Annotated in this window: 10 protein-coding genes; 4 read left to right on the top strand and 6 right to left on the bottom strand. The window is 49.9% G+C overall.

Annotated features, from left to right (window positions below):
* The first annotated feature begins 9 nt into the window (after window positions 1-9).
* Together nirD and ASG24_RS09730 are read left to right on the top strand one after the other, a co-directional pair.
* Entirely contained in the window at window positions 10-402 is a 393-nt protein-coding gene (gene nirD, locus ASG24_RS09735) for a nitrite reductase small subunit NirD (protein WP_055870777.1), read from the top strand.
* Window positions 403-432: 30 nt separating this feature from the next.
* Window positions 433-4,617 (top strand): bifunctional nitrate reductase/sulfite reductase flavoprotein subunit alpha, encoded by a 4,185-nt coding sequence (locus tag ASG24_RS09730; RefSeq protein ID WP_055870774.1) that lies wholly within the window; start codon window positions 433-435, stop codon window positions 4,615-4,617.
* Window positions 4,618-4,626: 9 nt separating this feature from the next.
* Here ASG24_RS09730 and msrA read toward each other — a convergent pair whose 3' ends face one another.
* The 5 genes from msrA to ASG24_RS09705 form a co-directional block, all read right to left on the bottom strand.
* Complete coding sequence (msrA, locus tag ASG24_RS09725) at window positions 4,627-5,892, bottom strand: peptide-methionine (S)-S-oxide reductase MsrA (RefSeq protein ID WP_235562387.1); 1,266 nt, start codon at window positions 5,890-5,892, stop codon at window positions 4,627-4,629.
* 315 nt (window positions 5,893-6,207) lie between these two features.
* Entirely contained in the window at window positions 6,208-8,592 is a 2,385-nt protein-coding gene (locus ASG24_RS09720) for a TonB-dependent receptor (RefSeq protein WP_055870771.1), read from the bottom strand.
* Between the two features lie 76 nt (window positions 8,593-8,668).
* Complete coding sequence (locus ASG24_RS09715; RefSeq protein ID WP_235562386.1) at window positions 8,669-9,529, bottom strand: FecR family protein; 861 nt, start codon at window positions 9,527-9,529, stop codon at window positions 8,669-8,671.
* A 38-nt stretch (window positions 9,530-9,567) separates the two neighbouring features.
* Window positions 9,568-10,080, bottom strand: coding sequence for an RNA polymerase sigma factor (locus ASG24_RS09710; RefSeq protein WP_235562385.1), 513 nt, complete (start codon window positions 10,078-10,080; stop codon window positions 9,568-9,570).
* A gap of 236 nt (window positions 10,081-10,316) precedes the next feature.
* A complete protein-coding gene (locus tag ASG24_RS09705; RefSeq protein ID WP_235562384.1) occupies window positions 10,317-10,976 on the bottom strand; it encodes an SDR family oxidoreductase in 660 nt (219 codons plus the stop codon).
* Window positions 10,977-11,215: 239 nt separating this feature from the next.
* Here ASG24_RS09705 and ASG24_RS09700 point away from each other — a divergent pair, with 239 nt between their 5' ends.
* Window positions 11,216-12,097: a LysR family transcriptional regulator gene (locus tag ASG24_RS09700; RefSeq protein WP_055870767.1), complete on the top strand. Its 882-nt coding sequence runs from the start codon at window positions 11,216-11,218 to the stop codon at window positions 12,095-12,097.
* 19 nt (window positions 12,098-12,116) lie between these two features.
* Here the strand turns inward: ASG24_RS09700 and ASG24_RS09695 are convergent, their stop codons facing one another.
* Window positions 12,117-12,443, bottom strand: a complete 327-nt coding sequence (locus ASG24_RS09695) for a helix-turn-helix transcriptional regulator (RefSeq protein ID WP_055870765.1) — start codon at window positions 12,441-12,443, stop codon at window positions 12,117-12,119.
* 91 nt (window positions 12,444-12,534) lie between these two features.
* On the opposite strand from ASG24_RS09695, the gene ASG24_RS09690 reads away from it, so the two are divergent.
* The gene (locus ASG24_RS09690) at window positions 12,535-13,725 is read left to right on the top strand and encodes an MFS transporter (RefSeq protein WP_055870763.1); all 1,191 of its coding nucleotides are present in this window, start codon (window positions 12,535-12,537) and stop codon (window positions 13,723-13,725) included.
* Window positions 13,726-13,742: the final 17 nt, after the last annotated feature.

The raw sequence follows: 13,742 nt of genomic DNA, 5'->3' as shown, positions 1-13,742 counted from the left end.
AGTAGAACGATGAGTCAATTACAACAAGCAGCCGTATCAGACAGTACAGCCAATCAGGCGGCGATTTCCACTGCCACTTCAGGCACCTGGCATGCAGTGTGCGCACTGGATGATATCTGGCCCAACACCGGCGTATGTGCCCTGGTAGAGGGTCGCCAGGTGGCGATTTTCCGCTTGCAGGATGACCTGCTGTACGCCATCGACAACTACGATCCGCACAGTGATGCCAACGTCATATCACGTGGCATTGTCGGTGACCTGGGTGGCGAACGTGTGGTCGCGTCCCCCATTTACAAGCACCATTACCAGTTGAGTACCGGCATCTGCGTGGAAGATACGGATATCCGCCTGCAAACCTACCGGGTGGAACTGCGCGATGGCGCAGTCTGGGTACAGGTATAGGCTGACTGGATAGAATCGGGACCAGCAACAATGGTGAAGCAGGTTAAATCAGTTTGCCCGTATTGTGGCGTAGGTTGTGGCATTGTCATGGAAGTGGAGGATGACTTAGCAACCAAGACCCGGCGCGTGATCAAGGTCTACGGTGACAAGCAGCATCCGACCAACTATGGCCGCTTGTGCACAAAAGGCAGCACCTGCATACAAGCCATTGCTGAATCCGGGCGCCTCGAATATGCCTATGTGCGCCCTGAACGTGGGCAGGAGTCCGTGCGGACCGGCATGGACGAAGCCATCAAGGAAACCGCACGCCGATTGCGTGGCATTCTCGACGAGCATGGCCCGGACGCCATTGCCTTGTATGTTTCCGGCCAGATGTCGATTGAATCCCAGTACCTGGCCAACAAGCTGGTCAAAGGCTACCTCGGTAGCAACAACATTGAATCTAATTCCCGCCTGTGTATGGCCAGTGCCGGCAGCGGTTATAAACTGTCGTTAGGCGCAGATGGTCCACCGGGTTCTTACCAGGACTTTGACCAGACCGACCTGTTTTTTGTGACCGGCGCCAATATGGCCGATTGCCACCCTATCCTGTTCCTGCGCATGATGGACAGGGTCAAGGCTGGGGCCAAGCTGATTGTGGTGGATCCCAGACGAAATACCACCGCGGACAAGGCCAACCTGTTTATGCAGATCAAGCCGGGAACCGACCTCGCCTTGCTGAATGGCCTGCTGCACCTGCTGGTGAAAAACGGCCATACAGATGCCGAATTCATCGCCGAATTTACCGAAGGCTGGGAAGTGATGCCGGCCTTTCTGGAAGATTACTCGCCGGAAAAAGTGGCCGAGATCACCGGCCTGAATATCGCGGATATCCTCCAGGCGGCTGAATGGATAGGCACCAGCAAAAACTGGATGAGTTGCTGGACCATGGGCCTGAACCAAAGCACGCATGGCACCTGGAATACCAATGCGATTTGTAACCTGCACTTGGCTACCGGCGCGATTTGCCGTCCGGGTAGCGGCCCGTTTTCACTGACCGGGCAACCGAATGCCATGGGCGGACGTGAAATGGGCTATATGGGCCCGGGCTTACCCGGTCAGCGTTCTGTGCTGGTCGAACAGGACAGACAGTTTATCGAACAGCTTTGGAAAGTGCCGGAAGGCACCCTGCATACCCGTCTCGGCGGCGGCACCGTAGCCATGTTCGAGCAGATGATGGCAGGCAAGATCAAAGCCTGCTGGGTGATCTGCACAAACCCGGTCGCCAGCATGGCCAACCGCAAAAATGTGATTGCCGGCCTCGAGAAAGCCGAGCTGGTCATTGCCCAGGATGCCTTCCTCGACACCGAAACCAACCGCTATGCCGACATTCTGCTACCAGGCGCCTTGTGGGCCGAAGCAGAAGGCGTGATGATCAACTCCGAACGCAATATGACGCTGATGCAACAGGCGGTGAACCCGCCTGGCGAAGGCATGGCAGACTGGGAAATTATCGCCAGAGTCGCTTGCGAGATGGGTTTTAGCGATGGATTCAGTTACAACAGTGGTGCCGAAGTATTTGAAGAAATTACGCGCACGACCAATCTCAACACCGGCTATGACATCCGTGGCGTCAGCCATGGAAAGTTACGCGAAACATCGCTGCAATGGCCTTGTTCACCGGATAGCCAGAATGACAGAAACCCGATTCGCTACCTTAACGATGGCATCAACCAGGTTTTAAAAATACGTGCAGACGGCAGCCGGCCACGTATTGCATTTGCGACAGCGAGTGGCAAAGGCGTGTTCTTTGCCCGCCCGCATATGGACCCTGCCGAACTGCCCGACAACAGCTTCCCGTTTGTGCTCAACACCGGTCGCTTGCAGCACCAGTGGCACACCATGACCAAAACCGGCAAGATCGCTACCCTGAATAAACTCAACCCGGGACCGTTTGTTGAAATGCATCCTGAAGATGCCGCCGCCTTAGGGATTAAAGACAAGGACCAGGTTGAAATCCGCTCACGACGCGGCCGTGCGGTGTTACCCGCCGTGGTGACCGACCGCGTACGCCCTGGCAACTGCTTCGCCCCCTTCCACTGGAATGATGTGTATGGCGACGACCTGACAATCAATGCCGTGACCAGCGATGCGATTGACCCTATCTCGCAACAACCCGAATTCAAATTTTGCGCCGTGACCATGACACGCGTTGCCAGCGCGCCTGCCCCGCTTAGTCAGGACGCAGAAGAGCTTGCCCTGATCGCCACCGGTGAGGCAAGCAAGAATAACAAGGAACTCGACATGAGAGATATCGATGCTTTGGCCAGGTTACTTGGCCTGGATACCGCACCCGAAATTGTCCTCGAGGCGCAGGAACAGCTTTATCTGCAAGGTTTTATTAGTGGTTTACGTAGCGAAGAATCACGCAAAATGGGCGGTGTACCCATGCTGCCGGAAAGCGCACCACTGGCTCCGGCCAAACACCTACTGGTCAATGGCATGCTGGCGGGATTATTTGCGCGTAGCTGGTTACCGCATGGCGACCAGTTTCCCAGCGGCTTGCCGGATTTTTCGGCCAACCCGGCAACGGCTGCCGCTACTGTGGCTATTCTATGGGCATCACAAACCGGCAATGCCGAAGGCTTTGCCGAGAAATGTGCCGAGCGTATCAGATCAGGCGGTCTGCAAACGTCAGTCAAGGCCATGGATAGTATCAACATGGCAGACCTGGCTAAATACGCACAAGTCTTGCTGCTGACCAGTACCTTTGGTGACGGTGACCCGCCAGACAATGCCAGCCAGTTCTGGAGTGGCCTGCAGGCAGAGAATGCGCCATCACTTGAAAATACCCGTTTTGCCGTGCTGGCCTTTGGCGACTCCAGCTATGCCCAGTTCTGCGGCTTTGGCCGCAAACTGGATGCCAGACTGGAAGCGCTAGGCGCGCAACGCCTGCTTGACCGCGTTGACTGCGAACCGGATTTTGAGGAACCAGCCAATGCCTGGCTAGAGAAAACAGTGGCGGCTTTGGCGGCTGTGTCTGCCCCCATCAACCAACCGGTGCTGGCAATGGCGGATTTAATCGATGAAGCAGCCAGCGATATTGCAGCATACCCTGCAGCGCCCGCATACACACGTCAACATCCGCTAAAAACCAGGCTGATCATCAACCAGCGCCTGAACGCGGAAGGTGCTGAAAAAGAAATCCGCCAGTTTGGCTTTGATTTGAACAATAGCGGGTTCAAATATGAAGCTGGCGATGCGCTGGGTGTGTGGCCAACAAACAACCCGGAGTTGGTCAGTGAAATGTTGCGCGCATTAAAGCTTTCCGCTTCGACCACGGTCACCGTCAAAGAGCATGGTGAGCTTGCACTAGGCGATGCTTTGCTACATCACTACGAAATCGCACGGATTACCCCGGACTTGGTGAAATTTGTGCAGGAGCATAGCGCCAGCCCTGCACTGGCATTATTGATGGAAGATGACGAACGCCTCAAAGACTGGCTATGGGGAAAACAAATCATCGATCTTTTACTGGCCTTCCCGTTTAAAGTCGAAGCTAGCAAATGGCTGGCCGTATTAAAGCGTTTGCAGCCGCGTTTGTACTCCATTTCGTCCAGCCCTAAAGTTTATCCGGACCAGGTGCATTTAACGGTATCCACAGTACGTTACGGAAAAGACCTGGCACGTGGTGGCGTATGCTCTACGTTTATGGCAGACCGCGCACAAGAGGCAGAAGTCTCTATTTTCTTGCAACGCTCTGCACACTTTCGCCCACCAAAAAACCCTGATGCGCCGCTAATCATGGTGGGCCCTGGCACTGGCATTGCCCCATTCATCGCCTTTTTACAGGAACGCCAGGCAATCGCCGCCAAAGGTAAAAACTGGTTGTTTTTTGGCGAACAACATGCCGCCACTGATTTTTACTATAAAGAAGAGCTGGATTCTCTACAAAAAACAGGTGTGCTGCACAAGCTGGATACTGCTTTCTCACGCGACCAGAAAGAAAAGATCTATGTGCAACATCGCATGCTGGAGCAAGGTGCAGAGTTGTGGCAATGGCTGCAACAGGGCGCACACTTCTGCGTATGTGGTGATGCCAGCCGAATGGCGAAAGATGTGGATGCCACCTTGAAAACCATTATCCAGACGCATGGCAACATGACTGCAGAACAGGCGGCTGACTACGTTTCAAACATGGCCCTAGAAAAACGGTATGTGCGTGATGTGTACTAATTCATATGCTTATATTTTATCAGCCACAAACTTCAATACAGCACTATTAATGCAGTAACGCTTGCCAGTCGGGGGCGGACCATCGTCAAACACATGGCCTAAATGAATACCGGAACTGGCGCTGAGTACCTCTGTGCGGCGCATGCCTTGGCTTGAATCTTCTTTCATCACCAGCGCACCTGGCAATGGGTCAAAAAAGCTGGGCCAGCCGGTTTTGCTGTTAAATTTCTTATCGCTCCTGAACAGTCGCTCGCCGGAAACCGGGTCCACATAATAACCTGATGCATGATTATCGAGCAGCGAACCGCTGAAAGGCATCTCGGTACCTTTTTCAAACGCGATTTTCCTTTGCTCAGCGCTTAAGGTCTGCACCCCAAGCCAGCGCCAGAAACGCTGTTTATTACCGTCATAACCGGTGTAGCGCGACGCTTCTTTACCATCTTCAAACAAGACAATAGTAGGCGTTGCCCATAAAGAATCTTTCAGTGCCCAGCCAGCCGGCGCCTGGGTAGAGTAGGTTTTAGCGATAGCGAGTTCAGACTTCCACTGACTCATGATGTCCTTCTCGAACGCTTTGCAGAAATGGCAGGTTTCAGACTCGAAAACCACCAATTGCCTGTTCGCAAGTTTCTTGCCATCCAGTGGTGCTGTCGCGACTGGCGTCACTTGCGTGGTCCCAGGAAACGCAACGCCAGTACCACCTAATCCACAATAACCGTTGGGATTTTTCTTCAGGTATTGCTGGTGATAACCTTCAGCCTGGTAAAACGTTTTCAGCGGCGTGATTTCAGTGGTGATCTTACCCAACCCGGCCTTGGTCAGGGCCTGCTGGTAGATTTCCCTAGTTTGCAGAGCGGCTTGCTGCTGGCTATCAGAACTATAAAAAATAGCACTGCGATAATTTGAACCAACATCATTGCCCTGCCGGTTACCCTGGGTTGGGTTATGGTTTTGCCAGAACGCAGCTAACACTTTCTCCAGCGTACCTGCATTTTTATCGTAGGTCACTTTGACAACTTCAGCATGGGTTTCTGCTTTGTTTGCGTGCCCTTCTCTGGATACGGTTTCATAAGTCGGCGACTTGGTATTGCCGCCCGCGTAACCCACTTCAGTGCGGATAACCCCGGGGGTTTCTGCTATCCGCTTTTCTGCACCCCAAAAGCAACCCATGCCTAAAACAATAGTGTCAGATGCCGTCGCGTTTTCTGCACTTGCAGACATGGCAACACATGCAAGCAAACATAGCGCTGCTGCCTGAATTCTTTTGATTAACATCGTCATCTCCTCGCGCCTGAATGTCTATGCCTGTTTATCACAACGAGAGACATTCCGTCATATCCAGTTTGATTGTAACGTGAGTATTACCATCGCATTTTTCGATGCAATATTCACATTATTCACTTACTAGTACGCTGCCACTCTGGATTTGGTTACAGTGAGGGACGAAAATGACTAAATACTCTCTGAAAGATTCTGTTTACTACACCGTATAAATGCCTTTCAGATGGGTATCTCATAAAAAATGAAAAGGGAAGGCATTAAGCCTTCCCGATCAAGTAGATAAGCCCTGTTTAGGCTGATGCAATTAACTTAAAAATCAGCAGTCACAGAGAGCAGAACTGTTCTTGGTGCACCGACTGACAATCCTTCACGCGCAGCGGAAAGCCAGTAGTTTTTATCAAACAGGTTTTCGATAGACCCTCTCACAGTGACAGGTACTTTTCCGGTGATAAACGCATAACGCGCCCCCAGGTCATAGCGGTTCCATGAAGAGATTTTTTGCGTATTACCTGCATCCAGATACTGTTCGCCGGTATGCAGCATGCGCGCAGTGATTGTCAAACCAGGCAGCATGGGGGTATCCCATTCGGCTGCCAGATTGAATTGCTGTTTTGGTACAGCGGGTGCGGTATTACCGTTATTGGTATTTCCTTCTGTCTTGACCAATTCACCGTCAGTCAAAGCCAGGCCACCCAACAAACGCACATGCTCGACCACTTCACCTTGAGTTAAAAATTCAATGCCGCGGTTACGTTGTTTTCCATTGACTGAAAAAATACCGGTAGAAGGATCCGTGATGCCACTTGGCCGTTCAATTTCAAACACGCTGATCGTGGTTGCAAAGCGGCCAAAGTCGTACTTCAAACCAGCCTCCTTTTGCTTGGACACTTCTGGCGGGAATACTTTTCCTCTATTAATCGGATCATTTGGCGCGATTTGTCCTTGGTTAAGGCCCTCGATATAATTTGCATAAAAAGACAATTGTTCTATCGGACGAATTACCAAGGCCACAACTGGTGTCAATTTAGATTCATCATAATGCTCTTCAACTACCCTGTTACCTGATGCCGAATCAAAGTTATTACTAATGACCTCTTGATGCCTCACACCCAGTGTGAGTTGCACTTGTTTATCCAGGATAGAGAAGGTATCGGCCAGAGCAATACTGCGCAATCTGGTTTCGGCACTTTTCGGGACATTCCCAACCAGTGAAATACCTGGCTTTGCTAGATCTGGCGAGGCGTAGAGATTTGAAAAACTAAATGCGCCAGTCCTGTTTGATAAAAACCCAGATTCCATAAAATAACTGGTCACACTCAACACTGGCTCGTGATTCAAGGCACCGGTGGCGAATTTACCTCTGACACCAACTTCGCCAGACAAGGTTTTAACATATTGTTTGGTGCGTGTTGGTCTGGTTCTCATATCTCCCTGCTGACTGAGCAACTGCCAGCTGGTCTGCAGGCTGCTAAAATCATATTCAGAACTGCCTAAAGCACCATATACCATCCAGTTCTGTGTCAGATCAAATTCAGCGCGTGCGGCACCTGAAATCTGGTTACTATCCCAGTAAGTCCAACTAGGAAAATAGTTTTTCCTGGCATCCGGCGCTGATCCAATCTGAACACCAGGCGCAACAAACAGCAGGCCACTGCGCGCGTAAGTCAGGCGGTTTTGATAATTCAGGTCACCTTCAAGACGGAATCCTTCCCCTTGGAAGTCGACTCCGATGGCAATGGCATCCAACCTTTCCTTGGAGCCATCCATAGGCGTGTCGCCAGAACTTTTAATCGCATTCACACGCACGCCCAATTGCTGGTCTGCGCCAAAACGTCTTGCCACATCCGCATGGGCCGCCAGCTGGCTATCGTCAATATAAGATAAGGTCATACGCTTAAGCGGTTGATAGCCGGCACGTTTAGGGACCAGATTGATTGCACCACCTACTGAGCCGCCGGGCGCGATTCCGTTTAACAGCGCATTCGGGCCCCTTAGCACTTCAACACGTTCGATACCTATCATTGAACTGGAGTCACGCGGCGAAATACCGTACAAGCCATTGAACATGGCATCGTAATTGAATAGCGTAAAGCCACGGATATTGAATTCGTCACGGCCTGAGCCACGCGAATAGGTATTTCGGATGGAAGGGTCGTTCACCAGCACATCGCCAAGGTTTTGTGCCTGCTGGTCTTCGATTAATTTGGACGTGTATTGTGTGGCGCTGAAAGGCGTATCCATCAAATCCTTATTGCCCAGCAAACCTACTTTACCACCGCGTGCAACCTGGCCACCTGCATATTCAGCGGTGATATCTTTAATCGCTTTATCCTTGATTTGCACCTCAGGCAGCGTCTCAGTTTTATTTTCGACCTGTTTAACGACTGAATACCCGGCCGGGGTTTTCTGGGTGGTTAAGCCGGTGCCTTTTAAAAGCAACTCCAAAGCCTGCTGAACACTGTAATTACCTTTCACAGCAGGCGCTTTCAGTGTGCTGGCCAAATCTGATGGGAAGGCAATATTTTCACCACTTTGCTTGCCCAGCGACAGGATAGCCTGATCTAGTGATTGCGCGGCAATATCTATATTGGCAGTGGCTGCATGCACATGCAGGCTGATTGAAAGTAATGCGGCGATAGATAACTGTTTCAACTTAGTACGACGGCTAAGCTGAAAATTGGTACGTGCTGTCATGGTTTCCCTTAAAAATATTTGCGACTACATTTGCCGCTATACCCTTAAGGCGATTAACGTCGATGAAACTAGCACGTCATGAATGCATTTTTTGAATATTTATTTCGCCATTATTCAAACGAGTCACTTTTACCGGGAACATGGTATCCATGCTATCCAGCAATTGCTCAACCTTGCTGACGTCATAAATACCGGTGATCAGCATATTTTCTACTCGGGGGTCCAGCTGGATAGGCGCTTTTCTATAGCGCTGGATGCTGGCTATCGCGTCTTTTAATGGCGTTTTGTTAAACAGGATTTTCCCGCTATGCCAGGCCGTTACCGCATCCATATCTGCCAGATATGGTGTACCAGCCTTCCCGGCAGACACTACAATCGATTGACTGGCAATCAACCTGGTCTGCTGGTCACCAGTGTGTAACTCCACTTCACCTTCCAAAACAGTGGTAACAAATGATTGTTCCCATTTCGAGATATTAAATACCGTACCGATATCCACCACTTTGGATGTATCCACCGCAACCGTGAATGGCCGCCACTCATGCTTGACCGTAAAGGAAGCTTCACCTTTATCCAGCGTCAATTCGCGGGAATGCAACCTGAATCTGGTCAGCAATGTCGTATTGGAATTTAAATGCACACGACTGCCATCAGCCAATGTGTATTCTGCATTCTCGGCGTATCGAGTGGAATAATTATCCGTTGAAATGGTTGGATTGACCGTCCACACCCCCAAAGCACAGAAAACCAGCGCTGCGGTATATTGCACCGTTTTAAGGACTTTTTTGCGGTTATCTCTATCCCGGTTCACCTCAGAAAATAATTCCTCTTTCGATGGAAACTTATCTCTAGCCGCCTTGATATAAGGCAACAAATCCGAAATAGTAGACTCGGTGTCTGGAGGCTGATGCGGCTGCGGTTGTTTGGAAGTATTCATCTGGTTAGAAGTGGGAGTGGGTTGACAGCTTATTTATTCTAAATGGATAGCTGTTTCCTGGCTATGGTGATATTTACCAGCGCCTTATTGAAATGCCGTGACACCATATTGGCGGATATTCCCATTTCGACCGCAATTTCATGCTGCGAAATTTCGTACAACTGATGCAATAAAAATACCTGCCGTTGCTTTTTCGGCAAGGCATCAATCATTTGCCGGATCTGCTCAATTTTTTGCGCAAACTCCAGTGCGGCAGCGCCATCATAAAAATGGCTATCGCCTTCAACAGGCAGATTTGCAATGTAGTTCGCACCTACCTTTTCATGCCGGCTGCGGTCCAGCGCCCTGTTCATGCTTATTGTTCTCAGGTAGCTCAATGGCGTCCTGATCTCGGCAGTTGGGGGATTCTCCATGAGCTGGATGCAGACATCGTGCACGACGTCTTCGGCAAAATGGCGGCTGCCAAAATGATGATTAACGTGATTGACTAACTCACCGTAATGCAAGACCAGTGATGACAGCAGCCTACTTTTTGTGAGATCAATCTGCAAAGAGATACTTCTGTGAACGAACGGTTGAAAGACAATCAATTATATTGATAATGATTCTCATTGACAACCTGACTTGCTGCAATCCAACAAACTTTAACTTTGTGCTGCACTCATCAATATGCGCTGCAATCCTCGAATGCATGCTAACCATTGGCTGGCTAAAAGACAGCAAACACCCCAGCAGCCACTTTCAGGGAGTGACTGACTGAGGGTGCTGGTTGAAGGTGAATGGAAACTTAGCTTTGCGGGTAAACCACTTCAGCTGTCCAGGTATTTTTGGGCTGGGAATACAGTTTCCAGAATTCCTCACCGATATCGGTCGCCTCTTTGGAATCCGGATTGACGAATGTGGCTACCGTCACACTGGCTATATGGATGCCCTGCTCTTTTAAGGATTCGAACAATGCCAGCGCCTGGGCGCGTATCCCCGCTTTCCCGATACTGATCGAAAGGTAGTCAGGATGCGGCGACAGCGCAAAACCACCGCCGGTTAATAATACTGTGCCTGAACCGTGCTTGATCATGCCTGGTGCAGCCGCTTGGGTAGCGGCCAGCGAGCCGCCAATATTCACGGCCAGATCGCTATTAAAGCTTTCGACAGGTTGTGTAGCAATCGTCGCCTGACGTATAAATGCTGCGTTGTAATGCAGCACGTCAATCGCACCCTGTTGCTTTTCGACTGCGCTCACCAGCGCTGTTATGCTGGCAGGATTACCGGCATCCACCGTTTTCGCTTCCGCTGAATAGCCTTTGGCCTTGAGTTTCTCCACCAAGGCACTTGTTTTTTCTGCGGTACGCGCACTTAACACTACGTGGAATCCCTCTTTGGCAAAACGTTCAGCCGTTGCGAAACCAATGCCAGGGCCACTACCAATACTTAAGAATGTTTTCATCATTGCTCCAGTCATTTATAAATTGTAGGTTTAATTCAAAGCATCATTGCAGTTGATAAAGAAACACATCAGCGATTGATAGCTTTCATGCATGCATTTCTTATCGACATCACAGGTTGGTATTAGCTCAACCCAATCCGTTTTTTCACCTTTGAAATAAGTGATGACAGACATTGTGGTTTATTCACCAAAAGTGATAAATAGCTTATTATTAAAAATATTATTTACCTATAGTGTTCAATATGGATAGAGTTGAAAGCATGGAAGTGTTTACCAGGGTAGTAGAGCTTGGGAGCTTTACTGCGGCAGCGACTGAATGCCGGCTCTCGCCCTCCATGATCAGCAAACACATCAATGCATTGGAAAAGCGGCTTGGCTCTACTTTGTTAAAGAGAACCACCCGTACATTAAAGCTTACCGAAATCGGAAGTAATTATTACGAGAACTGCAAAGAGATTCTTAAGCAAATCAATGAAGCTGAAGCCGGCGCAGAAATATTGCGCGGCAAGCCCAGAGGCCAACTCAGGGTAAGCGCGCCTATCTGGTTTGGATCAATTACATTGACACCCTTGATCGCCGATTTCCTGCTTGAATACCCGGAAGTATCGATAGAGCTGACTTTAGCGGACCGGTTTGTGGATATTATTGATGAAGGCTTTGATGTAGCGATCAGGATAGGCGAGCTGGATGACTCAACCTATGTGGCGAGAAAACTTACCGAGTTTGAAGTGGCTACCTGCGCTTCGCCTGCTTACCTGGAAAGATATGGCACACCACAGCACCCGGATGATTTAAAAAAATTTCAGTGCCTGAATTTCACCAACTGGAAACATGATGGCGGGTGGAAACTGCTGAGCAAACATCTGGATAGCACCCTGCAGGCAAATTCACGCTTTGATGCGAACCATGCCCAGTCACTGCGCACCGCCGCGATCAAGGGCTTGGGTTTGATTCTTTCTCCCAGGCTATTGCTCGATCAGGATATCAAAAGCGGTGCCCTGGAAGAGGTGCTTCAGGACTTCAAGCCGTCACCGAGACCGGTAAACGCTATTTATCCGAAAGAACGCCAGACGACGCCCAAGCTGGCATCTTTTGTAGATTACCTGATCGCACACCTGGCATAAGCCTCAAACTGCAAAAATCTTAAGTCGTAGTATCAGCGGCGGGACTTAGGACCTTGAGCACCGATTGCAGCACCCCGGGAAACTTCTGCTCTATTTCTTTCACCCTCAGTGCATTCAAATGCTCGGTCCCTTCAATCAGGGTTTCAACCAACCCGGCTGCACGCAGGATTTTAAAGTGATGTGACATGCTGGATTTCGGACGATTCAGGTCAAACTCGCCGCAGGTCATCTTGCGACCTGCACTTGCCAGTCGCCCGACAATCTCCAGGCGTGTCGGGTCCGACAGCGCATACATGATGTCCGTCAGTTCAACTTGATCCAAACTTGGCTGTTTGATTTGTCGCATGACTAAAATTTATCACAGTACTTGATATTATTCTATTGTTCGATTATATTCGAACAATAGAATTTCATCCAAGCATTTTTAAACAGGCAATATGAAAAAAGAAAAATCCTCACAGGGCATTCCCCTCGCCCTCTATGCATTGATGGCGGGCGCGTTTGGTATAGGCACTACCGAATTCGTCATTATGGGATTGTTGCCGGAAGTCAGCCGGGACCTGATGGTCAGCATTCCAATGGCAGGATTATTAATTACCGGTTATGCCCTTGGTGTTGCTGTGGGCGCCCCGATTATGTCGATATTAATGGCTAAATTCTCACGCAAGAATTCGCTGCTGTGGCTGATGGGGATATTTACCTTGGGCAATTTGATTTGTGCAATCGCTCCTGACTACACCACGCTCATGGTAGCCAGGGTAGTCACCTCATTTGCACATGGTACTTTCTTTGGCATAGGCGCCATTGTAGCGACCGACCTCGTCCCAAAAGAAAAACGCGCGTTTGCGCTGGCACTGATGTTTACCGGACTGACGGTGGCAAATGTGGTTGGTGTGCCGGCAGGCACCTGGTTAGGCCAGATGATGGGCTGGCGATCAACGTTCTGGGCGGTGACCATGATCGGTCCTATAGCTTTGGCAGCGCTGTATTACCTGCTGCCTAAAGATCATCATGCTGAAAAAGTGAATGTGAAATCAGAGATAACTACCCTGCTGCAACCGCAGGTCATTGCGGGACTGTTACTGACTATTATTGCTGATACTGGCCTCTTCGCAGTGCTGACTTACCTGGCCCCGATACTGACCGATGTAGCCCTTTTTTCATCCACCGCTATTTCACCAGTTTTTCTGTTATTCGGCGTTGGCATGGTGATCGGCAATATCCTGGGTGCCAAGCTTGCCGATATTCATCTTGATAAAACACTGATAGGTGCATTGATATTCATCATCGCCATTTTGGCTTCGTTTTCATTATTCGCGCACAATCAGATTGCGGTAGTCACCCTGGTCGGTCTGCTGGGTGTTGCCGGTTTTGCTGCGGTGCCTTCGTTACAAATCAAGATCCTGGAAAAAGCCAGCGGCGCGCCAACATTGGCTTCTGCCATGAATATAGGGGCATTCAATATCGGTAATGCCGCCGGTGCATGGGTAGGCGGACTGGTGATTTCACACGGCCTGGGGCTGACCTCAATTGGCTGGATTGCTGCCAGCATCGTATTCGTTGGGCTGGTATTGGCAGTGATCGAAATGCAATTAGTCTCAGGCAAAACATATTCAACACCAGCATAAACATCATTTAAAAACTT

It is taken from the genome of Methylophilus sp. Leaf414, assembly GCF_001425425.1.
In the GTDB taxonomy this organism is placed as follows: Bacteria; Pseudomonadota; Gammaproteobacteria; order Burkholderiales; family Methylophilaceae; genus Methylophilus.
The sequence above is the reverse complement of the archived record's forward strand: the minus strand, read 5'-3'. Positions and strand labels throughout refer to the sequence as shown.